General features: G+C 67.6%; 22 protein-coding genes. 2 read left to right on the forward strand and 20 right to left on the reverse strand.

Going from position 1 to position 23,833, the window contains the following annotated elements; all coding sequences use genetic code 11:
• Positions 1-8 precede the first annotated feature (8 nt).
• Positions 9-1,019, forward strand: a complete 1,011-nt coding sequence (locus IY716_RS02285; protein WP_218220019.1) for an alpha/beta fold hydrolase — start codon at positions 9-11, stop codon at positions 1,017-1,019.
• Here the strand turns inward: IY716_RS02285 and IY716_RS02290 are convergent.
• The gene (locus tag IY716_RS02290; protein ID WP_218220020.1) at positions 1,016-3,034 is read right to left on the reverse strand and encodes a primosomal protein N'; all 2,019 of its coding nucleotides are present in this window, start codon (positions 3,032-3,034) and stop codon (positions 1,016-1,018) included. The two genes, IY716_RS02285 and IY716_RS02290, sit on opposite strands and share 4 nt — an antisense overlap.
• Before the next feature lie 109 nt (positions 3,035-3,143).
• On the opposite strand from IY716_RS02290, the gene IY716_RS02295 reads away from it, so the two are divergent.
• Positions 3,144-3,821, forward strand: a complete 678-nt coding sequence (locus tag IY716_RS02295; RefSeq protein WP_255316398.1) for a TVP38/TMEM64 family protein — start codon at positions 3,144-3,146, stop codon at positions 3,819-3,821.
• 115 nt (positions 3,822-3,936) lie between these two features.
• On the opposite strand, the gene metK is transcribed toward IY716_RS02295, so the two are convergent.
• The 19 genes from metK to mltG all read right to left on the reverse strand — a co-directional run bounded on the left by metK (position 3,937) and on the right by mltG (position 23,785).
• Positions 3,937-5,154 carry a methionine adenosyltransferase gene (metK, locus tag IY716_RS02300; RefSeq protein WP_218220021.1) on the reverse strand — a complete coding sequence of 406 codons (1,218 nt, stop codon included), beginning with the start codon at positions 5,152-5,154 and terminating at the stop codon, positions 3,937-3,939.
• A 44-nt stretch (positions 5,155-5,198) separates the two neighbouring features.
• On the reverse strand, positions 5,199-6,515 hold the full coding sequence (coaBC, locus tag IY716_RS02305) for a bifunctional phosphopantothenoylcysteine decarboxylase/phosphopantothenate--cysteine ligase CoaBC (protein ID WP_218220022.1): 1,317 nt from the start codon (positions 6,513-6,515) through the stop codon (positions 5,199-5,201).
• Positions 6,516-6,583: 68 nt separating this feature from the next.
• Positions 6,584-6,847, reverse strand: a complete 264-nt coding sequence (gene rpoZ, locus IY716_RS02310) for a DNA-directed RNA polymerase subunit omega (RefSeq protein ID WP_318779745.1) — start codon at positions 6,845-6,847, stop codon at positions 6,584-6,586.
• Positions 6,844-7,449, reverse strand: coding sequence for a guanylate kinase (gene gmk, locus IY716_RS02315; RefSeq protein ID WP_192590599.1), 606 nt, complete (start codon positions 7,447-7,449; stop codon positions 6,844-6,846). Before gmk ends, rpoZ begins: the two co-directional genes overlap by 4 nt.
• A 26-nt stretch (positions 7,450-7,475) precedes the next feature.
• Positions 7,476-7,796 (reverse strand): integration host factor, actinobacterial type, encoded by a 321-nt coding sequence (mihF, locus tag IY716_RS02320; protein WP_218220024.1) that lies wholly within the window; start codon positions 7,794-7,796, stop codon positions 7,476-7,478.
• A gap of 121 nt (positions 7,797-7,917) precedes the next feature.
• On the reverse strand, positions 7,918-8,853 hold the full coding sequence (gene pyrF, locus IY716_RS02325; RefSeq protein ID WP_218220025.1) for an orotidine-5'-phosphate decarboxylase: 936 nt from the start codon (positions 8,851-8,853) through the stop codon (positions 7,918-7,920).
• Positions 8,850-12,155, reverse strand: a complete 3,306-nt coding sequence (gene carB, locus IY716_RS02330) for a carbamoyl-phosphate synthase large subunit (protein WP_218220026.1) — start codon at positions 12,153-12,155, stop codon at positions 8,850-8,852. Before carB ends, pyrF begins: the two co-directional genes overlap by 4 nt.
• On the reverse strand, positions 12,148-13,398 hold the full coding sequence (carA, locus tag IY716_RS02335) for a glutamine-hydrolyzing carbamoyl-phosphate synthase small subunit (RefSeq protein WP_218220027.1): 1,251 nt from the start codon (positions 13,396-13,398) through the stop codon (positions 12,148-12,150). Before carA ends, carB begins: the two co-directional genes overlap by 8 nt.
• A complete protein-coding gene (locus tag IY716_RS02340; protein WP_255316399.1) occupies positions 13,395-14,000 on the reverse strand; it encodes a hypothetical protein in 606 nt (201 codons plus the stop codon). The genes carA and IY716_RS02340 overlap by 4 nt, the downstream gene beginning before the upstream one ends.
• Positions 13,997-15,355, reverse strand: a complete 1,359-nt coding sequence (locus IY716_RS02345) for a dihydroorotase (protein WP_218220028.1) — start codon at positions 15,353-15,355, stop codon at positions 13,997-13,999. The genes IY716_RS02340 and IY716_RS02345 overlap by 4 nt, the downstream gene beginning before the upstream one ends.
• Entirely contained in the window at positions 15,352-16,347 is a 996-nt protein-coding gene (locus IY716_RS02350; protein ID WP_218220029.1) for an aspartate carbamoyltransferase catalytic subunit, read from the reverse strand. Before IY716_RS02350 ends, IY716_RS02345 begins: the two co-directional genes overlap by 4 nt.
• Positions 16,347-16,967 (reverse strand): bifunctional pyr operon transcriptional regulator/uracil phosphoribosyltransferase PyrR, encoded by a 621-nt coding sequence (gene pyrR, locus IY716_RS02355; protein WP_218220030.1) that lies wholly within the window; start codon positions 16,965-16,967, stop codon positions 16,347-16,349. The genes IY716_RS02350 and pyrR overlap by 1 nt, the downstream gene beginning before the upstream one ends.
• 101 nt (positions 16,968-17,068) lie before the next feature.
• Positions 17,069-17,494, reverse strand: coding sequence for a transcription antitermination factor NusB (gene nusB, locus IY716_RS02360; RefSeq protein ID WP_218220031.1), 426 nt, complete (start codon positions 17,492-17,494; stop codon positions 17,069-17,071).
• Between the two features lie 8 nt (positions 17,495-17,502).
• Entirely contained in the window at positions 17,503-18,066 is a 564-nt protein-coding gene (gene efp / locus IY716_RS02365; RefSeq protein ID WP_218220032.1) for an elongation factor P, read from the reverse strand.
• Positions 18,067-18,155: 89 nt separating this feature from the next.
• Positions 18,156-19,319 (reverse strand): 3-dehydroquinate synthase, encoded by a 1,164-nt coding sequence (gene aroB / locus IY716_RS02370; protein WP_218220033.1) that lies wholly within the window; start codon positions 19,317-19,319, stop codon positions 18,156-18,158.
• The gene (locus IY716_RS02375) at positions 19,316-19,876 is read right to left on the reverse strand and encodes a shikimate kinase (RefSeq protein WP_218220034.1); all 561 of its coding nucleotides are present in this window, start codon (positions 19,874-19,876) and stop codon (positions 19,316-19,318) included. Before IY716_RS02375 ends, aroB begins: the two co-directional genes overlap by 4 nt.
• Positions 19,876-21,123, reverse strand: a complete 1,248-nt coding sequence (aroC, locus tag IY716_RS02380; protein WP_218220035.1) for a chorismate synthase — start codon at positions 21,121-21,123, stop codon at positions 19,876-19,878. Before aroC ends, IY716_RS02375 begins: the two co-directional genes overlap by 1 nt.
• Before the next feature lie 8 nt (positions 21,124-21,131).
• On the reverse strand, positions 21,132-22,019 hold the full coding sequence (locus IY716_RS02385; RefSeq protein WP_255316401.1) for a shikimate dehydrogenase: 888 nt from the start codon (positions 22,017-22,019) through the stop codon (positions 21,132-21,134).
• Positions 22,019-23,785 (reverse strand): endolytic transglycosylase MltG, encoded by a 1,767-nt coding sequence (mltG, locus tag IY716_RS13940; RefSeq protein WP_218220037.1) that lies wholly within the window; start codon positions 23,783-23,785, stop codon positions 22,019-22,021. Before mltG ends, IY716_RS02385 begins: the two co-directional genes overlap by 1 nt.
• Positions 23,786-23,833 lie beyond the last annotated feature (48 nt).

Raw genomic sequence — 23,833 nt, forward strand, 5'->3', positions numbered from 1 at the left:
CTGACGCAGTGATCCGCCCGTGGACCGAGCACCCGGCTCGAACAGGAACCCGCCACCAGATTCCGCTGAGCTTCGTCTTGCCCGACGACGACGGCGCCCGGCTGAGCACCTCGGCTGCGGTCTGGCGCTACTCCCCCGCACCTCGAGCTGATTCGCAGGCGCAGGACGCGGCTCCGCGGCTGCTGTTCATCCACGGATTCCGCGGAGACCACCACGGCATGGCGCTGATCGTCGATGCGCTGCCCGAGTATGAGATCTTCGTGCCGGACCTTCCCGGCTTCGGCGAGACCGCTCCACTGAAGCGCGAACAAGGCGAACCCGGAGAACATGACCTCGACGCCTACGCGGCATTCGTCGAGGCACTCGCCGATGAACTCAGCCTCGGGCCTCATGACGTCCTGGTGGGTCACTCCTTCGGATCGATCATCGTGGCCGCCCATGTGGCGCACCGCGAGCGCGGCGGAAAGCTCCAGCGCTGGGCGGGATTGGGGCTCTTCGCGCCGATCAGCAACGACATCTTCGCGGGTCGGCTGCTGCCCGGTGCCGCCGGGGTCGACGCCTACTACCGCCTCGCCCGAGCGCTCCCAGCCCGCGCAGCGCAGCTGGTCCTTCACTCCCCCCTCGCTCTGGCGGTCACGAACGCCTCGATGATCGTGTCCCGAGATCCGGCCCTGATCGGATATATCCGCGATCAACACCGGCGATACTTCAGCAGCTATTCCGACCCGCGCACGCTCCTGCAGGCCTACTGGGCATCGAGCCGCCATACGGTGACCGAATTTGCTGCCGACCTGCACCTTCCGGTGCTGCTCGCCCCTGGGTCCCAGGACCAGCTGAGCACACCTGCCGGGCAGCGCGGTCTGCGCCGAGCGCTTCCCCACGGAGAGCTCGAGGTGCTGCACGGCACCGGGCATCTGCTCCACTATGAGAAGCCGGCACAGGCCGCCCGTGCCCTGCGTCGATTCCTGCTGAGCCTCGATCAGCCCGACGCCCGGGAGGAGCACGGCCGGCTGGGCTAGAACTGCAGGCTTGGCACGTCGTCCATGGCGATCCGCAGTCCCCGCCCTGACCGCGCTGCACCCGGCGGAGCCGCGCTGTGCGTTCGCCGGATCCGTCGGATCTCGGTGACCACCGAGCTGGCCTCGGCGTATCCGAAGAACAGCAGGTAGCGGTGGCGTCCGTCCTCCAGCGCCGAGGGACCGATCCAGCTCCTGCCCGGGGGAAGCCGCACCTGGGCAAGGAAGGCCTCGGCTTCGGCGGGGTCCCCGGTGAGGCTGAGCATGCGCTGGGCCGGAGGGAGCCCCAGCTCCAGTCGGTTGTAGAGCTCGCGTCGAGCGTAGGAGACCGGATCCCAGCGGATGAGCGCAGAGGTCAGCTCCTCGGCGTCGGCCGTGATGACCACAGTGCCGCCGTCGTCCTGATGTCTGCGCACCAGTGTCGATGCGCGGAACCAGCGTGCGAGCACCTGGCGCGGCACGTCGAGCCCCTCGCGGCTCAGCTGGGTGTCCCCGTCCAGCAGCAGTGCCGCTGCGTAGCCCGTCCGCGCGACCGGCTCCACTCCGGGTGTGGAGACCACCAGTGCGGGCTCCTCGCCCACCTGATCGATGGGGTGGTCGGAGGTCGACGAGACCACCGGCGTGTTGGGGAAGGCACGACCGAGCTCCTGGGCGGTGCGGTCCGCGCCTCGCGTTCCGGCGCGAAAGGTGGTCGAGCCGCACTCGGCGCACCGGTGGTTGCGGTGATGGAGTCCGCACCAGCGGCATTTCAGCGTGTGCGACTGACCGTGATGGGCGGGAAGGCTCAGCGGGCCGTGACACTGCGGGCACTGCTGGCGGGCGCGGCAGCGTTCACACAGCACGGCGGGGATGAACCCGCTGCGCGCGACCTGCACGAGCACCGGGCCGTGCTGCAGTCCCTCCCGCGCAGCCTTATACGCGGCCGCGGGAAGACGGGCCTGCCGGAAGGCGGGCTCGCGCTCCTGCTGGTAGGAGTCTGCGGTGGCGATCATCCGCGGGGCCGCCGCACGACGCTCCTCTCGCGCAGGCGCGGTCTCGGTGAGCCACCCGCGCTCCACCAGCCGCTGGACCTCCAGGCTGCGCGAGGTGGAGAGCATGACGAGTTCCGCGCCGGTCTGCACGGTGCGCAGCAGCGCGACTTCCCGGACGTGGTGATAGGGGGCACGCGGCTCAGCGTGGGTCGCCTCGGCGTCTTCGAAGATGACCAGCAGACGCAGCCGCGCCACCGGGGCGAAGATCGCAGAGCGGGTGCCGACCACCACCCGCGCCTGGCCGAAGCGCACCTGCAGGAAGGACCGATAGCGCGCGGAGGGCCCCATCTCCGCAGTGAGCTGCACGGCCACGCCACTGCCCAGCTCCGCGGTGAGCACCTCCATGAGTGACTCCACATCGCGCTGATCCGGGACGACGACGACGGCGTCCCCGCCGGCCTCCAGGCAGGCGCGCACGCGCTGCAGGATCTGCAGCGTCCAAGACTGCTCGCCGAAGGACTTCAGTGCCAGCGCTGCCGTGCGAAGGCCGGGGTTCTCCCTCTCGAGCACAGGACGGGGTGCGGTCAGTCCCGCATAGTCCTTCTCTACGCGCGCCGCACGGGGTGGGATGGCTGCACGCAGCACATCGGCGGTGACGCCTGCGCCGCGCTCGGCCACCTGCTGGGCGATGTCAAGGATGTCCTCCGCCAGGACCGGCAGGGCGGTGACCAGCTTGGTGATCAGCGAGAGGCGTGAGGTGGTGGCAGGCTCCTCTTTGCGACGAATCACGTAGCCGGTCATCTCCCGTCCGGAGAACCTGAGCTTGACCCGGCAGCCGGGCACGATCTTGTCCGCGAGATCGATGGGCACCACGTAGTCGAAGGGCCGGTCGAGGTGTGGGACCGCTGATTCCAACAGCACCTCCGCCACCGGAAGATCATCGGTGGCACCAGCGGGCAGCGCAGGTGCAGGCGCGGGCGCCAGCGAATCCAGCAGGGCAGGCTGATTCGAGTGCCTCTGCGCCTGGGGACCCTGCTCCTGCGCCACGTCCACTCACCTCCTTGCAGGGATTTCCACTGCCCTGGAATCGTATCCCGCGCCACGGACACCGAGCGTGCAGCAGGACTCCGGCCCCTCGGTGCGTAGAGTTACTCAGATGAGTGAGAAGTCCCTCCGACCGGCCTGGGGATCGTTCCTGCGCAACGCCCTGCTGGTCGCCGTGCTGCTGGTGATGGTCTATGCGGCGTTCAATCTGCGCCTACCCTCGGTGGACACGCTGCAGAGCCGGATCGAGGCCTACGGCTGGGCCGGCTGGATCGTGTTCGTCCTGCTCTATGCCGTGGTCGCGATGACGCCCATTCCGGTGACGATCATGGCGATCAGCGGTGGATTCATCTTCGGCATCCTCGAGGGAAGTCTGCTCTCCGTGATCGGCGTGCTGATCGGCTGCTGGGCCGCCTATCACCTGGCACGATCGCTGGGTGCTCAAGCAGTGCGCAGACTCCTGGGATCCCATGCGGACACCGTGGAGACCCGCCTGCAGAACGCCGGCTTCGAGGCGGTCTTCGCCCTGCGACTGACGCCCGGAGTGCCGTATTGGCCGGTGAACTACGGCGGCGGCGCCTTCGGCGTGACCCAGCGCGACTTCGTCGTGGCCAGCGTGATCGCCACTGTGCCCGGTCAGGTCTCCCTGGTCGCCCTGGGCGCATTCATCGCTGAACCGTCGGTGATGCACGGCGCCGTGGTCGCTGTGGCCTGGATCGTGGTGGTGGGCATGACGATCTGGGCCTATCGCAGCTGGCGCGGGACGGCTCGCCCGCTTCCCGGGGCCTGAACCGGCGCACCTGAACCGCCGCACCTGAATTCCGCACCTGAACCGCCACAACTGAATCCCGGAGGCAGGCGCCGGACGTTGTCCTCGAAGACAGTGTCAGGCGTCGAAGACAGTGTCAGGCGTTGAAGAAGGACTTCAGCGCCTCGACCCGGTCGAGGCGCTCCCAGGGGAAGTTGTCCCCTTCCCGGCCGAAGTGGCCGTTCTTGGAGGTCTCCCGGTAGATCGGCCGCAGCAGGTCGAGATCTTCGATGATGCCCAGCGGACGCAGGTCGAACACAGCGTCGATGGCCGCGGAGATCTGCACGGGGTCCACCTTCTCGGTCCCAAAGGTCTCCACATAGATTCCCACCGGCCGGGCACGGCCGATCGCGTAGGCGATCTGAATCTCGGCGCGGTCCGCAAGGCCTGCCGCGACCACGTTCTTGGCCACCCAGCGCATCGCGTAGGCGGCCGAGCGGTCCACCTTGGACGGGTCCTTGCCGGAGAAGGCGCCGCCGCCGTGGCGCGAGAAGCCGCCATAGGTGTCCACGATGATCTTGCGTCCGGTCAGTCCGGCGTCGCCCACAGGCCCGCCGACGACGAAGGGCCCGGAGGGGTTGATGATCTCGGAGAGGGCCCCAAGGTCCAGGTCTGTGTGTCCCAACACCGGGGCGATGACCTGTTCGCTGATGTCACCACGCAGCTGTTCCTGCGAGATGTCTGAGGTGTGCTGCGTGGAGACCACCACGGTGTCCAGGCTGACCGGCCGGTCGCCGTCGTAGCCGATGGTGACCTGGGTCTTGCCGTCAGGTCGCAGGTAGGCGAGCTCGCCGCTCTGCCGGACCTGGGTCAGCTGGGCGGAGAGCTGATGCGCCAGCGAGATGGCGCTGGGCATATAGGTGGGCGTCTCATTGGTGGCGTAGCCGAACATGATGCCCTGGTCGCCGGCGCCCTGAGCGTCCCGTCGATCATCGGCGCCTCCACGAGCCTCCATGGAGTTGAACACCCCGGCGAAGATCTCCGGGGACTGCTGACCGATGGAGATCGAGACGCCGCATCGGGCTCCGTCGAAGCCGTTGGCCGAGGAGTCGTAGCCGATGTCGAGCAGCGTGTTGCGCACGATCTGCGGAATCTCCACATACCCCGAGGTGGTGACCTCGCCCGCCACATGGACCAACCCTGTGGTGGTCAGCGTCTCCACTGCCACCCGCGAGTTCGCATCCTCGGCGAGGAGCGCGTCGAGGATGGCATCGGAGATCTGGTCACAGATCTTGTCCGGGTGCCCGATGGTCACCGATTCGGAGCTGAACAGACGCAGAGAGGAGGCCGCTGCTGGGGCGCTGGAATTCGTCACTCGGTAATCCTACGTGAGCAGGTTCCGGCGTCGAACGCGAGGCTTCACACGACGTAAGCGGCGACCCGCTTGAGGATGGCCGCAGCGGCCTCATGCTTCGTGCCGCGCAGGGTGAGCACGTCGGAGGCATTCTCCGCGGCGTCTCCCTCGGCCTGGGCCGCGCGAGCTGGTGAGGTGAGGATGTGGATCTCGGTCTCATCGCGCCCGAAGACGAGGTTCTCCCCCACCTGATTCAACACCAGCAGGTCACAGCCCTTGCGCATCAGTTTGGTCTGCGCGAGCTCCAAAGGAGTCGCATCGGCGCTTCCGGTCTCTGCGGCGAAGCCGACGATGACCCCGGGCCCCGCCCCGGAGGAGTCGCGCCGCACCACTGCTTCGGCGAGGATGTCGGGATTGCGTTCAAGCGTGATCACGGGGTTCTCGCCGTCGTCGGTCTTCTTGATCTTCTGCGCCGCATAGGCGGCAGGGCGAAAATCCGCGACGGCGGCGGCCATCAGCAAGACATCGGCGTCGGCGGCCACGCGCTCGACGGCGGCCTGCAGCTGCGCGGCAGTCTCTATGTGTTCCACGGTGATGTTGGGCAGGTTCGGCGCCGGGAGGTCCATGATGCCCGCGATGAGGTGCACCCGGGCGCCGGCAGCGGCGGCGGTCTCGGCGAGAGCGAGGCCCTGTTTGCCCGAGGATCGGTTGCCCAGGTAGCGGACCGGGTCCAGGGGCTCGCGGGTGCCCCCGGCGGTGACGACGACCTTGCAGCGCAGCAGCGCGGGCTGGGGCTCGGCCTCGGGTGCGTCGGAGGCGGCTGCGAGTGGCGCCTCGGCGTGGGTGGGGCTCTGTGCTGCAGCGAGCACCTCAGTGACCCGGACGTAGATGTCTTCGGGCTCCGGAAGCCGACCTGGGCCGGTGTCCTTGCCGGTGAGACGGCCGACGGCGGGCTCCATGACCTCGATCCCGCGAGACCGCAGGGTCTGCACGTTCTCCGCGGTGGCCGCGTTGCACCACATCTCGGTGTGCATCGCAGGCACCAGCAACACCGGAGCCTCGGTGGCGAGCAGCGTGGTGGTGAGCAGGTCGTCGGCCATTCCGGCACGTGCGCGGGCCAGCAGATCGGCGGTGGCGGGCACGACGACGATCAGGTCCGCTTCCTGTCCGAGGCGGACGTGGCGGACCTGGTCGATCCCGGAGAACACCGAAGTGGTGACTTCGCGACCGCTGAGGGCCTCCCAGGTGGCCCGGCCGATGAACTGCTCGGAGGCGGGGGTCGGGATCACATCGACCTGGTGGCCATCCTCCCGCAGCAGACGAAGCAGCAGCACGGCCTTATAGGCGGCGATGCCGGCACTGACTCCCAGAACGATGCGCATGGGTTCAGATTACCTCGGCAGGACTCAGCCGCGATTGCCGCGGCGAGCCGATGCCGAGGTGAGCCAGATCAGGAGGCGGGGTTGACCGCGGGGTGGTTGACCAGAAGGTTCTCGTTGATCTCGCGCAGGGAGATGGACATCGACTTCTCGTTGAGCTTGGTGTCCACCAACGGACCCACGTATTCGAAGAGACCCTCATGCAGCTGGGCGTAGTAGGCGTTGATCTGGCGCGCACGCTTCGCGGCGAAGAGGACCAGGGCGTACTTGGAATCGCTCTTCTCCAGGAGGGAGTCGATCGACGGGTAGATGATGCCTTCTTGCTGCTCAGTCACTTCGGGAGTCGTCCTTCAGATTGGGGTGATGCATGGGTGAAGCCCATGCGGGCTACAAGTTCGGCTGCGGCACGGTCGAGCTCGTCGTTGATGATCGAGACATCGAATTCCTGCTCTGCAGCAAGTTCTATCTTAGCCGTTTCCAGCCTGCGCTGCTGTTCCTCCTGAGATTCGGTGCCGCGACCGACGAGTCGGGAGACCAGATCCTCCCATGATGGGGGCGCCAGGAAGACGAACTGCGCCTCCGGCATCGTCTGGCGGACCTGGCGTGCGCCCTGGAGATCAATCTCCAACAGGACGAGCTTGCCGGCGGCCAAGGCCGCGTCCACAGTGGTGCGCAGCGTGCCGTAGCGATGCTTGCCGTGGACCGTCGCCCATTCCAGGAAGTCGCCGTGCTCGACGAGTTCGTCGAAACGGTCAGCATCGATGAAGTGATAATCGACACCGTCAACCTCGCTGGGGCGCGGCGGACGCGTGGTGGCCGACACCGAGAAATGGACCTCGGGATAGTGCGTGCGGATGAATCGGCTCAGCGTCGATTTGCCGACAGAAGTCGGGCCGGCGAGAACGGTGACGGCGGGACTGCCGGGGACTGCTGACAATGCACTTGCTCCTAGGGCTGGGACGGTCACCCTAATTCTGCCAGATACTCCTTCAATGCACGCCTCTGCTTCACCCCGAGTCCACCCAGTCGACGGTTCACCGAGATTCCGAGATCCTCGAGAACCTTGGTGGCGGTGACGCGTCCGACGCCGGGAAGGGACTCCAGCAGCTCCAGGGTCTTCAGCCGGGCGACAGCCTCAGAGCCGCCTGCTCGCTTGAGCACCTCGTCGAAGGTGATGGCGCCGCTGCCGAACTCGTGCTTAAGGTCCGCTCGCTCGACTCGGGCGGCCAGTGCCTTGCGGCGGGCAGTGTCCCGCTCTTCTTTGGTCAGTTCGCGCAGTGCCACGGTGAGTCTCCCAAAGTACGTGGACGCCCGCACCGAGTGCTGCGGACTGCTCCAGGCTTATATGGTGCAGAATCTAGCCCTTGGCAGGGCGAACATCAATAGAGAACGCCCAGGGAGTTTCTCAGCTCAGATCTTCGAGCGCCTGGTCAATGGCGCTGGTCAGCGATTCCATGCGCGGTCCGGCGGCGAGGATTCCTCGGGAGGAGTTGACCAGGACCTGGCGCGAATAGCAGGCGCCGAAACCGCGGCGGAGATCCTCCGCGGAGGCCCCTTGAGCGCCGTAGCCCGGCGCCAGCAGGGGCATGGACCCGGTGCTCAGGTCGATCCCGTGCGCGCCGGCGAGCTCCGCCGTCGTCGCTCCCACCACCAGGCCGATGCTCCCGAGGTCCTCTGCGGCGTCGACCGGGTGATCCTGGGTCGCGGTGGCGGTCGCGGCGGAGACATTCGCCGCCGCCGCAGCCGAGACATTCGCCGCCGCCGCAGCCGTGGCGACGCGACCAGCCACCGTGACACCCTGCGGGTCGGTGGCCAGCTGCACCTCGCGCCCCTCGGGATTCGAGGTCAGCGCCAGCACAAAGAGCCCTGCCCGGTGCTCCTGTGCCGCGTCCAGCGCAGGCTGCAGCGAGCCGAAGCCGAGATATGGACTCACCGTCAGTGCATCTGCGGCAAAATCTCCTGCCGGGTTCAGCCAGGCCTCCGCATAGCCGGCCATGGTGGAGCCGACATCACCGCGCTTGGCATCCGCGATCACCAGCAGCCCGGACTCCCTGGCCTGAGCCTGGACCTCGCTGAGCACCTGCAGACCAGCCACCCCGAAGCGTTCGAAGAACGCGACCTGCGGCTTGATCACTCCGACCCGCTCCGTGCAGGCCGCCAGCACCCGGGCGCAGAACTCACGCAGCCCCGCCGCGTCCTGGGTCAGCCCCCAGTCACTCAGGATCTGCGGGTGCGGATCCAGGCCCACGCAGAGCCTGCCGTGGGACTGCATGGCAGCGCCGAGCCGAGCGCCGAAGGACACCTCGGCAACTCGGTGCTGCCCCGCCGCCATCGAGGTCATGCGCTGGCCTGGCGCAGACGTTCCGCGTGCTCCTGCAGGGAAGCCACCGACCAGCTGAACTGCCCCAGCGCCTCGATCGCCTGGACTGCCGCGCCGAACTCGGCCACGGTGGTGATCACCGGGGTCCCCACCGAGGTGGCCGCGGCGCGGATCTCATAGCCATCGCTGCGGGCGTCACCGCCGGAGGGGGTGTTGATGATCAGTGTGATGTCGCCGTTCTCCACCCGTTCCAGGATCGTTCCGTCCTGGCTCTGCGCGTCCGCGATCTTGGCCACCACGGTGGTCTCCACCCCGTTGCGGCGCAGCACGTCAGCGGTGCCGCCTGTGGAGACGATGGAGAAGCCGAGGTCAGCCAGCCGCTTGACCGGCATGATGATGGCGCGCTTATCCCGGTTGGCCACCGAGACGAAGACGTTGCCGGAAGTGGGCAGCGGGTTGTTCGCAGCCTGCTGAGCCTTGGCGAATGCGGTGTCGAAGTGCTTGTCGATGCCCATCACCTCTCCGGTGGAGCGCATCTCCGGGCCGAGCAGGGAGTCCACCACGCGACCCTCAGGGGTGCGGAAGCGGGCGAAGGGAAGCACCGCCTCCTTCACCGCCACCGGCGCACCCGGGGGCAGCTCGGAGCCGTCGCCTGAAGCTGGCAGCACCCCGGAGAGCTGATGTCCCGAGCCTGCGCGCAGCTGCGCGATGCTGACCCCCGTGCCGATGTGTGCCGCGGCCTTGGCCATCTGCACGCCGGTGGCCTTGGAGACGAACGGCACCGTGCGCGAGGCGCGCGGGTTGGCCTCTATCACATAGAGGATGTCCGAGGCCAGCGCGAACTGGATGTTGATCAGACCCCGCACCCCCACGCCCTCGGCGATCGCCCGGGTGGCGACCCGCACGCGTTCGAGCACGTCAGGGCCCAGCGTGATGGGCGGCAGCACGCAGGCAGAGTCACCGGAGTGGATCCCGGCCTCCTCGATGTGCTCCATGATGCCACCGACGTAGAGCTGGTCACCGTCGTAGAGGGCGTCGACATCGACCTCGATGGCGTCTTCCAGGAAGCGGTCCACCAGCACCGGATGCTCGGGGGTGACCTCGGTGGCGTTGGCGATATAACGCTCCAGGCCGGGCTCGTCGTAGACGATCTCCATGCCGCGTCCGCCGAGGACGTAGCTGGGACGCACCAGCACCGGGTACCCGATGGAGTCCGCCACCTTCTTGGCGTCCTCGAAGCTCACCGCGGTGCCGTTCTTCGGGGCGATGAGGCCTCCGCGCTGCAGCACCTGATCAAACGCGCCGCGGTCCTCGGCCAGGTCGATGGCCTCCGGGGAGGTCCCCAGGATCGGCACACCGGCGTCAGCCAGCTGCTGCGCCAGCTTCAGCGGGGTCTGCCCGCCGAGCTGGACGAAGACTCCTGCGACTCCCCCGGTGCGCTCCTCAGCGGCGATGACCTCGAGCACGTCCTCCAGGGTCAGCGGCTCGAAATAGAGCCGGGTGGAGACGTCGTAGTCGGTGGAGACGGTCTCGGGGTTGCAGTTGACCATCACGGTCTCGTAGCCGGCTTCGCGCAGCGCCATGGTCGCGTGGACGCAGGAGTAGTCGAACTCGATGCCCTGACCGATCCGGTTGGGCCCGGAGCCCAGGATGATCACCGAGGGTGCCTCATGGTGCAGGATCTCATCCTCGAAGTCGTACGAGGAGTAGTGATACGGCGTGAAGGCCTCGAACTCTGCGGCACAGGTGTCCACGGTCTTGTAGACCGGGCGGATGCCGAGGGCATGGCGCACCCCGCGGACCACGGCGGAGTCCATGTGCCGCAGCGAACCGATCTGTTCGTCGGAGAAGCCATGATGCTTGGCCAGCTTGAGCGTGGGCACATCGAGCTCGGCGGCGTGCGCCACGGCCATCGCCGTCTCGTTGATGAGCTGCAGCTGATCCAGATACCAGGGGTCGATCCCGGTGATCTCGTAGACCTGCTCGATCGTGGCACCGGAGAGCAGCGCCCGCTGCACCTGGTGCAGACGCTCGGTGGTCGCCGTCGCCATCTTCTCCAGCAGCTGCTCGAGCTCTGCCGGCGCCGCCACGGTGAAGTCGAATTCGCTGCCGCGCTGCTCCAGGGAGCGCAGTGCCTTCTGCATGGCCTCGGTGAAGTTGCGGCCGAAGGCCATGGCCTCTCCGACCGACTTCATCGTGGTGGTCAGCGTGGGATCCGCGGCCGGGAACTTCTCGAACGCGAAGCGCGGGACCTTCACCACCACATAGTCCAGCACGGGTTCGAAGCTGGCCGGGGTCTTCTTCGTGATGTCGTTGGGGATCTCGTCCAGCGTGTATCCCAGCGCCAGCTTGGTCGCGATCTTCGCGATCGCGAAGCCGGTGGCCTTCGAGGCCAGCGCCGAGGAGCGCGAGACCCGCGGGTTCATCTCGATGACGACGACGCGGCCGGTCCCGGGCTCGATGGCGAACTGGATGTTGCAGCCGCCCGTGGCCACTCCGACCTCTCGGATCACGTTGATCGAGATGTCGCGCAGCCGCTGGTACTCGCGGTCGGTCAGCGTCATGGCAGGGGCCACCGTGATGGAGTCCCCGGTGTGCACGCCCACCGGGTCGAAGTTCTCGATGGAGCAGACGACCACGACGTTGTCGTTGGAGTCGCGCATCATCTCCAGCTCGTACTCCTTCCAGCCGAGGATCGACTCCTCCAGGAGCACCTCGGTGGTCGGTGAGTACTGCAGCCCGGCACCGGCGATCCGGTGCAGATCCTTCTCGTTGTAGGCCATGCCGGAACCCAGTCCGCCCATGGTGAAGGAGGGGCGCACCACCATCGGGTAACCGAGCTCGTCCGCGGCGGCGAGGGCCTCCTCCATGGAGTGCACGATCACCGATTTTGCGGATTCGGCGCCGGAGCGCTCGACCACGCCCTTGAACTTCTGTCGGTCCTCCCCGAGCTCGATGGCCGCGATGTTCGCGCCGATGAGCTCCACTCCGTACTTCTCCAGCACGCCGTCCTTGTCCAGCGCGATCGCGGTGTTCAGCGCGGTCTGACCGCCGAGGGTGGGCAGCAGCGCGTCGGGGCGCTCCTTCTCGATGATCTTGGCGACAACATCCGGGCTGATCGGCTCCACGTAGGTGGCGTCGGCGAACTCCGGGTCGGTCATGATGGTGGCGGGGTTGGAGTTGACCAAGATGACCCGCAGGCCCTCCTCCTTGAGCACTCGCAGGGCCTGAGTGCCGGAGTAGTCGAACTCGGCGGCCTGTCCGATCACGATCGGCCCCGAGCCGATGACCATGACGGACTTGAGGTCTTGACGCTTAGGCATTGAGTGGGTTCCCTCCACGGGTTTCAGGGGCACGGGTCTCAGTGTCGTTGGTGGTGACGGTGTCGCCGCCGGTCTGAACGTCGACATTTGTCATGAGCTCGACGAAGCGATCGAAGAGGTAGGCCGAATCATGCGGGCCAGCTGCGGCCTCAGGGTGGTACTGAACGCTGAAGGCAGGGACGTCCAGGCAGCGCAGTCCCTCCACCACCCCGTCATTGAGGCTGGAGTGGCTCACCTGGACCCGCCCGAAACGGTCCTGCGGGGCGGTGACGACCTCGCCGATGGGTGCGTCCACGGCGAATCCGTGGTTCTGCGAGGTGATCTCCACCTTGCCGGTGGCGTGGTCCATGACCGGCTGATTGATCCCGCGGTGGCCGAAGGGCAGCTTATAGGTCTCGAAGCCGAGCGCGCGGCCGAGTATCTGGTTGCCGAAGCAGATTCCGAAGAACGGGGTGCGGTTGTCCAGCACCTCGCGCAGCAGCCCGATCTGGTTGGCCGCGGTGGCAGGGTCTCCTGGCCCGTTGGAGAGGAACACTCCGTCGGGTGAGACGGCCTCGATCTCGGCGAAGCTGCTGGCCGCGGGCAGCACGTGCACACGCAGCCCGCGCTCGGCCATGCGCACCGGGGTCATGGTCTTGATGCCCAGGTCGATGGCGGCCACCGTGGCGACGACGTCGCCGGTCCAGCCGTGATCGGCTGGTTCGATGACATAGGCGGCCTCCGTGGAGACCTCCTCGGCGAGCCGCGCACCGGCCATGGAGGGCTGCGCCTTGACCTCCGCGATGAGCTCTGTGAGCGGACGCTCGGCCTGCTCTGCGGAGAAGATCCCCGCCTTCATCGCGCCGGCGCTGCGCAGGTGCCGAGTGATGGCCCGAGTGTCCACGTCCTTGATGCCGACGATGCCCTGGTCGGCGAGCTCGGTGTCCAGCGTGCGCCGGGAGCGCCAGTTCGAGGGGCGCCGGGCGGCGTCGCGCACCACATAGCCGGAGACCCAGATCTTGCGAGACTCGGCGTCCTCATCGTTGATGCCGGTGTTGCCGATATGGGGAGCAGTCTGGACCACGATCTGGCGGGCGTAGGAGGGATCGGTGAGGGTCTCCTGATATCCGGTCATACCTGTGGCGAAGACCGCTTCGCCCAGTCGCATGCCTTGGGCGCCGTAGGCGGTGCCGCGATGGACCGTGCCGTCTTCGAGCACCAGGAGGGCGTCAGGCGCGGGGGTGATGGAGGGCTGTTCTGTCATGAGCGTGCTGACTCCTCGTCGGAGGGACGGATAACTGACTCGAGCTCGGCGAGGAGCTCCTGGTGGGCTGAGGCGTGGCGGGCCCGGAAGGCGGTCTCCACGGAGTGATCACCGAGCTTCCAGCCGATGATGACTGCGCCGTCACGCTCCACAAACTTGCCGACGACGCCGCGGTCGGTGCGGACATGCTGCAGCGACTGGGCACCGATGAGGTAGTTCGGGGCGCCGGCACGGAAGATCGCGACCCCTTCCGGATGGACCTCGAGGCGACCGTTGGTGCGCACCCCGAGGCCGTGCACCGCCACGCGGTCGAGGTAATCTCCTGCGCTGACCGTGCCGATGACCATGCCCTCGGCAGCGGCGCGCGGCTCTGCCTCGAGCAGAGCCGCGGGCACCTCCTGCGGGGCCGGGACGTCCTTCTGGCGGCGCTTTCGGCCGCGCCAGCCCAGCCAGATCAGGAACACCAGAGCCGCGACGATCACCACGGTGATGCCGAGGTAGCCGAGGTAGGTGCCGGTCATGTCTGTCGCCCGAGTGCCGAGGGTGAGCTCTGCGACGGCGGCGTGCTCCGCCGGAGCTGGGAGTGAGGCGCCGGCCGTCATGAGGTCACCTTGCGCTGCGCCTGGGACTGCTTCAGTGGGCTGTTCAGCGCGCCGTCGAGCACCACCGGGTGGCCGTGCAGGAAGGTGGCGCGCACGGAGCCGGGCAGCTGCATTCCGCGGAAGGGCGAGTTCCGCCCCTTGCTGGCGTGGCCCCCAGGGTCCACGGTCTGCGTCGACTCGGCGTCCACCAGGATCAGGTTCGCGGGCTCCCCGGGCTGCAGCGGGCGGCCCTGCTGGGAATGCCGGTAGATCCGCGCAGGAGCCTCGGAGGTGACCTCGGCGAAGCGGCGCCAATCCATCAGCCCGGTGGCGATCATCGTCTTGATCACCACCGGCAGCGCCGTCTCCAGCCCGGTCATGCCCATCGCCGCCGCGGACCATTCACATTCCTTGGCCTGGGTGGGGTGCGGGGCGTGGTCGGTGCCGATGACGTCGATGGTGCCGTCGGCGAGTCCGTGGCGCAGGGCCTCGACATCGGCGGCGGTGCGCAGCGGCGGGTTGACCTTGTACACCGGGTCGTAGCCGCGGACCAGCTCGTCGGTGAGCAGCAGGTGGTGCGGGGTGACCTCTGCGGTGACGTCGATTCCGCGCTGCTTGGCCCAGCGGATGATCTCCACAGAGCCGGCGGTGGAGACGTGGCAGATATGCAGCCGGGACCCCACGTGCTGGGCCAGCAGGACATCGCGGGCGATGATCGACTCCTCGGCGACAGCGGGCCATCCCGGCAGGCCGAGGACCGCTGAGACGTCGCCCTCGTTCATCTGCGCGCCCTCCGTGAGCAGGGGCTCCTGGGCATGCTGGGCGATGAACCCGTCCACGGTCTTCACGTACTCCAGGGCACGGCGCATCAGGACCGGGTTGTGCACGCACATCCCGTCGTCGGAGAACATCCGCACCTGCGCCGAGGACTCGGCCATGGCGCCGAGCTCGGCGAGCTTCTCCCCCGCGAGGCCGACGGTGACTGCCCCCACCGGGTAGACCTCGGTCCACCCTGAGTCGCGGCCCAGCCGGTGCACCTGTTCCACGACTCCGGCGGTGTCTGCCACGGGTGAGGAGTTCGCCATCGCGTGGACCGCGGTGAACCCGCCCTTCGCGGCCGCGCGGCTTCCGGTCTCCACGGTTTCGGCGTCCTCGCGGCCGGGTTCGCGCAGATGGGTGTGCAGATCCACCATGCCCGGCAGCGCGAGGAGCCCGGCGGCGTCGAGCTCGTGGACCTTTTCGAGGTCCTGGGCGTGACCGCGGGCCTGCTCACCCATCGCGAGGATCCGGCCCTCGGCCAGCAGGATGTCGGTGGGCTCCTCCCCGTAGGGACGGGCGCCGAGGATCAGCGTGGGAGCTGTCGACGTGGATGTCATGCGGTGTTCCTCTCTGAGCTGCTGAGCAGCAGATGCAGCACTGCCATGCGGACCGAGACGCCGTGCGAGACCTGGTCGAGGACCTGGTTCATCGGGGAGTCCGCGGCGGCGGCGGAGATCTCCACGCCGCGGTTCATCGGTCCCGGGTGCAGGATCATCGGCTGCGCCCCGGCAGCGGTGCGGTGGTTCTCCAGCTGGGCGAGTCGATCATCGGTGAGTCCCCAGCGACGGGTGTATTCGGCCGCGGTGGGGAAATACGCCCCGCCCATGCGTTCAGCCTGGACGCGCAGCATCATCACCGCGTCCGGTCCGCCAGCGGGTCCCGAAGCCAGCGCCTCGTCCAAGCTGTAAAAGACGCTGACCGGCCACTTCTGAACCCCGACCGGAAGCAGGGTGGCGGGGGCCACGAGTCCGACTTCGGCCCCCAGGGTGCGCAGCAGCCAGATGTTCGAGCGCGCGACCCGAGAATGCAGGATGTCCCCGACGATCAGCACGCGCATGCCGGCGAGGTCGGCGCCCCGCGGATCCTCGCCGCGGGCGGCCGTCCAGCCCCGTCGCAGGGTCAGCGCGTCCAGCAGCGCCTGAGTGGGGTGCTCGTGGGTGCCGTCCCCCGCGTTGATCACGGCGCAGTCGGTCCAGTCCGAGGCGGCCAGCTGTGCGGCGGCCCCGGAGGCCCAGTGGCGCATCACGATCGCGTCGGCGCCGATGGCCTCCAGGGTCTGCACGGTGTCCTTGAGCGATTCGCCCTTGGACACGGAGGACCCTTTGGCGGAGAAGTTCATGACATCTGCGGAGAGACGCTTGGCCGCCGCCTCGAAGGAGATGCGCGTGCGGGTGGAGTCCTCGAAGAAGAGGTTCACCACGGTGCGTCCGCGCAGAGTGGGCAGCTTCTTGACCTCGCGGGTGGAGACCGCGGCCATCTCCTCGGCGGTGTCCAGGATGCTCAGCGCCTCGGTGCGGCTCAGGTCAGCGGTGGAGAGCAGGTGGCGCATCAGCATCCACCTCCCGCAGCAGGCGATCCGGTGGCGGGAGGCGAACTCGTCGCGGCGTGTCGCTGGATGACGACCGCCTCCTCCTCGCGCGGGACGCCGTCGACCTCGTCGAGGAGCACCGAGACGCGCTCCTCACGGGAGGTGGGCAGGTTCTTGCCGACATGGTCGGAGCGGATCGGCAGTTCGCGGTGTCCGCGATCCACCAGGACTGCGAGTCGGACGACGGCGGGGCGGCCCAGCGCCTGCAGCGCATCCAGGGCCGCGCGCACTGTGCGCCCGGAGTAGAGGACGTCGTCGACCAGCACGACCGTGGCGCCGTCGATCCCGGCGCCGGGGATCTTGGTGGGTTCAGGCGTGCGGGCGCCGTGGGCTCGGAGGTCATCGCGGTAGAGCGTGATGTCCAGCGATCCGGTGGACTGCTCAGGATCGAAGCCAGGATCGATGCGTGCCAGCCGCTCACCCAGACGGCGAGCCAGGATGGTGCCGCGGCGTGGGATGCCGAGCAGGAGGAGACCTTCGATTCCTCGATGGGATTCGACGATCTCGTGCGCAATGCGCGTCAGTGCCCGGTCCATGTCGGAGGCGGACATCACATGAGAGGTCTCGGGTGAACGTGTCACCGTAGGACTCCTTCCTCGCCTCACTGGACGATTCTTAAAGGAAGTCGGATTCTTCAGTTGTCAGCCGCACCGCATTCAGGCGGCACGGCTCAGGCTCGGACCTACTCTACGTCATCGACCTCGACCAGCGTCGGCTTGAGCTGCTGGATCCGGCCGAGCAGGCCGTTGACGAAACTGGGTGAATCATCGGTGGAGAGGTCATGGACCAGCGCGACAGCCTCGGAGACCGCGACGTTGTCGGGAATGTCGTTGTTGCAGAGCAGCTCCCAGGCGCCGATGCGCAGCGCCATCAGGTCCACGCGCGGCATCCGCTCCAGCGTCCACCCACGGGCGTAGGTGGCGAGGATCTCGTCGATCTTCTCCTGCTCGGACTTCACACCGTCGATCAGCTCGACGACGTATTCATTGACGATCAGATCCGCGCGCTCGCGTCGGACCCGCAGGACCTCGAGCGGATCGAGTTCGCGCTGCTCGGCCTCGAAGAGGATCTCGAGCGCGCGGCGGCGTGCTTTGCTTCGTTTTGCCACGGGGCCTCTCAGTCCGTGACTCGGCCGAGGTACTCGGACGTGCGGGTGTCGACCTTCACACGGGTGCCCTGATCGACGAACAGCGGGACCTGGATCTCATGTCCGGTCTCCAGCGTGGCGGCCTTGGTGCCAGCGTTGGAGCGGTCGCCCTGCAGGCCCGGCTCGGTGTAGGTGATCTCGAGAACGACCGACGGCGGCAGATCGAGGTAGAGCGGGGTCCCGTCATGCAGGGCGATGGTCACCTCGTGGGACTCCAGCAGGAAGTGGGCGGCGTCGCCGACCACGGTGGCGGGCACGGTGATCTGGTCATAGTCGCGCAGGTCCATGAAGACGAAGTCCTCGCCGTCCTGGTACAGGTACTGGTAGTTGGATCGGTCCACTGTGGCGAATTCGACCTTGGCGCCGGCGTTGAAGGTCTTGTCCACGGCCTTGCCGGTGCGGATGTTCTTCAGCTTGGTGCGCACGAAGGCACCGCCCTTGCCGGGCTTGACGTGCTGGAACTCGAGCGTGTTCCACAGCTGCCCCTCGAGCTTGAGGACGGAGCCGTTCTTGATGTCATTCGAGCTGGCCACAGTTTGCCTTTCCTGGGTCTTCGTGCCGGTCTTTGGGCATGGAATGCTCCACACAGCGCCCATCGATTGTACAGGCTTGCGCGGCGGGCTCAGAGCGAGAGCATGGTGCCGGTCTCGGGCTGACCGATCTCCTGGTAGGTCGCGAACAGGATCGAGGCGTCCGGGATCTCCACGGTCGCGGGCTGGCCCTGGCCGCTGAGCAGCACGAAGCGCAGCTGGTCGCCGCGGTTCTTCTTGTCGCGCTTGATGCCTTCGAGCAGCTGGCTCCAGCGATCGTCGCGGTAGGTGGTGGGAAGTCCCAGCAGGTTCAGCACGGAGTGATGCCGGTCGGCGGTGGCATCATCAAGACGGCCCAGGCTCCGGGAGAGCTCCGCGGCGAAGATCATGCCCACGGAGATCGCGGCGCCGTGGCGCCACTGGTAGCGCTCGGCGAGTTCGATGGCGTGACCCAGGGTATGCCCGTAGTTCAGCGACTCGCGCAGACCGGACTCCAGCATGTCCTCTCCGACGACCTTCGCCTTGACGGCCACGGCGCGTTCGATGAGCTCGCGGATCTGCCAGGAGTGCGGGTTCTGGGTCTGCTCGGGGCTGGCCTCGATGATCTCCAGGATGCGTTCATCGGCGATGAATCCGCACTTGACCACCTCGGCGAGCCCGGCCACCAGCTCATTGCGCGGAAGGGTCAGCAGCGTATCGAGGTCGGCCAGCACTCCCGCGGGCTGGTGGAAGGAGCCCACGAGGTTCTTGCCCTCTGAGGTGTTGATCCCAGTCTTTCCGCCCACCGCGGCGTCGACCATGCCCAGCAGGGTCGTGGGCATGTGCACCACACGGATGCCGCGCAGCCAGGTGGCCGCGACGAAGCCGGCGACGTCGGTCACCGCACCTCCGCCCACCGAGACGACGGCATCGGAGCGGGTGAAGTCGTTCTGGCCCAGGACCTGCCAGCAGAACGCGGCCACCTGGATGTGCTTGCCCTCTTCGGCGTCGGGGATCTCCGCGACCAGGGCCTGGTAGCCGGCCTTCTCGAGGTCCTCGCGCACCACGTCTCCGGTGGCGCGCAGGGCCCGCGGGTGGATCACCAGCACTCGCTCGGCCTGGGTGCCGACGAGGTCGGGGAGCCGGGAGAGCAGTCCGTTGCCGATGACCACGTCATAGCCGAGCTCCTGCCCGCCGGTGCCTCTCCCCTCCCCCACGGTGATGACGGTGGGCTCAGGGTGCTGGGCGGAAGCCTCGGTCTCAGCCTGGTGGCTCATGCGCTGTGGTCTCTCCTGAAAGTGGTGTGCAATGCCCGCACGATGGTGTCGACTCGCACATCGATGTGCTCATCATCCGGACTCATGACGATATCAGCGCAGTCTCGATAGATCTGCTCCCGCTCGGCGTAGATGCGCATCCAGCTCTGCACGGGGTGCTCTCCAAGGATGGGCCGGGTGGAGCCGTCTCCGAGGCGCTGGGCGGCCTGGGCCACGGTGAGGTCGAGGAGCACGACGACCTGCTCGACAAGCAGCTCCCGGGTGCGGGGGCTCAGCACCGAGCCGCCGCCGAGGCTGACCACCGAGGGCCGCGGAGCATCGAGCAGTTCGGCGACGATCTTCTCCTCCTCGGCCCGGAAGCTCTCCTCGCCGTGCAGCGAGAAATACTGCGGAATCGGTCCGTGCCGCGCGACGAAGAACTGATCGGTGTCCACATGGGGGCGGTGCAGTCTCCGGGCGAGAGCCGCTCCGACCGTGGATTTTCCGGATCCCATAGGTCCGATCAGCACGATGTTGCGGCCGTCGCCTCGGTTCTCGGCGGCTGCGGGGGGACGCATCAGTCCTGCATCGCCGCCGGGGCCTGCAGCGGGTCTCCATCGGCGCCGGCTCCCTTGGGATCTCCGCCGAGTTCGGGCAGGTGTGCGAGGTAGCCCTCGAGGTTGCGGCGCACCTCCAGCACGGAGTCGCCACCGAACTTCTCCAGCACGGCCTCGGCGATGACCAGCGCGACCATCGCCTCCGCCACCACGCCGGCCGCGGGCACGGCACAGACGTCGGAGCGCTGGTGATGTGCCGTGGTGGCCTCCCCGGTGGCGGTGTCCACGGTGCGCAGGGCACGGGGAACGGTGGCGATCGGCTTCATCCCGGCACGCACGCGCAGCGGGCCGCCGATGCTCATTCCGCCCTCGATCCCGCCCGCGCGGTTTGAGGTGCGTGCGATCTGTCCCGACTCATCCAGCGCGATCTCGTCATGGGCGGCCGAGCCGCGGCGTCGCGTGGTCTCGAATCCGTCGCCGACCTCCACGCCCTTGATCGCCTGTATGCCCATGAGCGCGCCGGCGAGGCGCGAATCGAGCCGACGGTCCCAGTGGACGTAGCTGCCGAGCCCAGGAGGCAGGCCTTCGACGATGACCTCGACGACGCCTCCCAGGGTCTCCCCAGCTCGGTGGGCGTCGTCGACTTCGGCGACCATGCGTTCGGAGGTCTCGGCGTGGAAGCAGCGCAGCGGATCAGCATCCAGGGCGCCCACGTCGGCCGCCTGGGGCAGCGGAGCGTCAGCAGGGACCTGCACGGGGCCGATGGCAGTGGTGTGCGAGACGGTGGTGATGCCCAGCTCGCTCAGGAAGGACTGTGCGGCGGCGCCCAGTGCCACTCGGGTGGCGGTCTCGCGGGCTGAGGCACGCTCCAGCACCGGGCGCGCCTCCGCGAAGCCGTACTTCTGCATGCCGGTGTAGTCGGCGTGGCCTGGACGTGGTCGCGTGAGCGGGGCATTGCGGGCAAGACCTTCGAGGTCCTCCGCAGGCACCGGGTCCGCAGACATGACCTTCTCCCATTTGGGCCATTCGGTGTTGCCGACCTCGATGGTCAGCGGCCCGCCGATGGTGACGCCGTGGCGGACTCCTGCCAGCAGAGCGACCTGATCCTGCTCGAACTTCATCCGCGCGCCGCGGCCGTAGCCGAGACGACGGCGGGCCAGCTTCTCCTGCACGGCTGCCGTGCTCAGAGACACTCCGGCGGGGAGTCCTTCAAGGATTCCGACGAGGGATTTGCCGTGAGATTCTCCAGAGGTGAGCCAGCGCAACATGGGGTCCATCATAAACCGATGGAGCGTCTCATCTTCGCCACGAGCTGGGCATGGGACTCTGCAGTGAGCTCGGCAGCGGGGCTCTCGGTGGCGGCGGTGAAGAGTTCGACCTGCTTGACGGCCTGATGCAGAAGCATCACCAGCCCGCTCACCACCGGGCCTCCTGCGGACTCCCACGCGTGGGCCAGCGCGGAGGGCCAGGGGTCGTAGGCGACATCGAGCAGCGGCACCGGAGGCATCAGCGCCGGAAGCGTTTCGGCGATGCCATCGGCTGCTCGGGGCGGCAGGGTGCTGACCAGAGCGTCCAGCGATCCGCCGTCCTGGAGATCGTTGCTGAGCGTCTCAAGCGGCGCCACGCTCAGCGTGAGTCCCCATGTGTCGGCCACGGGCTGCAGCTCCGCGGCGCGCGGCATCGATCGGGCGTAGCAGCGGACTTCGGTGTAGCCGAGCTCCGCGGCCGCCGCGAGGGCTGCCGTGGCGGTGGCCCCTGCCCCGATGATCCCGAAGACCCGGGCGTCTGGAGTGCGGGCGCGCTGCAGACCTGCCTCGAGCAGGGCCTGGAGGATGCCGTCGACGTCCGTGTTCTCTCCGTAGAGCCTCTGCGTGTGTGCATCGTCTGACCGGTGCACCACTGTGTTGAGCACTCCGAGGGTCTGCACCCTCCAGGAGCGCTCATCCACCGCTGCGGCCATGGCGCTCTTCAGCGGCATGGTGACCGACCAACCCAGCCATCCGGGAGCGGCCCCCTCCGTGCGGAGGAACCGGTTCACCTGCTCCAGCGGCACATCGATGCGTCGGTAGTCGATGTCCAATCCGAGGTGGTCATAGGCTGCTGCATGGAGCGCCGGAGACTGGGAGTGGGAGATCGGATGGCCCAGCACAGCGGCCTGACGCATCACGGCCCCTGGTTGTCCTGGGCCGGCTCGCCCTCGCAGATCTCCGCGTTCTCCTCGCAGTAGGCGTTGAACTCCTCGACATACTCGAGGTGCTGCTCGTAGGTCTCGGCGAACTTCGTCTCACCGGTCTCGAGGTTCGTGGTGATCCAGTAGTAGTTGTCGCTCGCCTCGGGGTTGCCCGCGGCCTCGATCGTCTCCTCGCTGGGAGCGGCGATCGGACCCGGCGGTAGGCCTGGGTTCTCGTAGGTGTTGTACGGGTTCGAGGCGTCCCGGCGCTCCTCCTCGGTGAACTGCACACTCTGCGTGCCGAGACCGTAGATCACCGAGGCGTCGATCTGCAGCAGACCGCCCGTCTCGTCATTGCTCGGGTCGAGACGGTTCTCGATGATCCCGGCGATCATCTCGTAGTCGCCGGGCAGGCCCTCAGCGGTGAGCAGCGAGGCGATGATGATGGTCTCCCACTGCTCATCCTCCTCGGTGACTCCTGCTTCTTCGAGGCGCGCAAAGGTGTCGTCGACCATCTGCTGCAGGATGTCCTCTGGCTCTGCGCCCACCTCGGGGTTGTACAGCCCCGAGGCGAGGTAGCCTTCGAGCGAGGTCGCCTCCTCGGGCAGTCCATAGGCGCTCGGATCACTGGCGGCCTGGCGGATGTCGCTCTCGGGGATCCCGGTGCCGGTGGCTATTGCTGAGAGTGCCGCGTCGATGCGCATGCCGGCGCGCAGATCGATGAAGTCGACCGCCTCCTCCTCGTCGAAGAGGATCGCCACGGCATCTTCTGCGGGCATCTGCTCACGCATCGGGAACTCGCCCTCGAAGACCTCGCGGGTCCCTTCAAGCTGCTCGTAGGCATCGTCGAAGGCGTCGGCGCTGGCGATGATTCCCTGCTCCAAAAGTCGGCCACGGACCGCGATCGGACCGTCCCCCGGCTGCACGGTGAATTCGATGTTCTCCCCGGCCTGGGTCTCGAAGTCCTGGGGGCCGTCACCGCCCAGCAGAGACTGCAGGACGACGACGAAGCCCACCACCAGCACGGCAAAGAGCCCGAAGGCGACGCTCAACGTCAGGTTGCGACGTCGGCGCTTGTCCCGCCGCCGCTGCAGCACTGCCTGGGTGGTGCCGCCATCTACGGCCGAGACCGTCTGATATCCACGTCCGTGGCTGGAGGAAGAGATGAGAAGCGGTGTCCCGTCGTCGTCATGATGGATGCGGGTGCCTTCGTAGTGAAGTCCAGCGTTCTCATCGAAATGTTCGTGCTCGTCATAGTGCTGGTCCTCGTCATGTCCCCCGACATAGTGCTCATCCGCATAGTGCCCCTCGGGGTCATCTTCGAGCGGATAGCCGGTGGACTCGTCGACGGCCTGTTCGGTCTCCTGGTCGACCTCATCGGGTGAGACCACCTGATCGAAGGGGGTCACCACGCGGTCGAAGCCGCTGGGCGCCGCCGGTGTCACCGGCGGCGAGGGCTCTGCTGCAGGGGCTGATGCGGGCGGCTCGACAGGTGAGTCCTCACGTTCGAGCTTGCCCTGGGTGACCTCTTCCTGGTTGAAGATCACCGATTCCTGGACCGGCGCGATGTTCGGCAGCGGGACACGGCGTGCCGAAGTCGCTGAGGACTGTCTGCGTGCGTTGCGGAGCGTCTCGTCCAGTGCACGCTGCTGCGCCGCGGTCTGACGCTCGCGCTGCTCGGCGAGCTCACGCTCGCGCGCTTCGCGAATTTCGCGACGGCTGCGCGGAGAGCCTGCCTCATGCGGCTGTTGATCGCTCACGCGGGGTCCTCACTGGATGTCGACGGCACAACTTCCCGCGGCTCCCGA

It is taken from the genome of Nesterenkonia sp. Act20, assembly GCF_019173455.1.
Taxonomy (GTDB): Bacteria; Actinomycetota; Actinomycetes; order Actinomycetales; family Micrococcaceae; genus Nesterenkonia.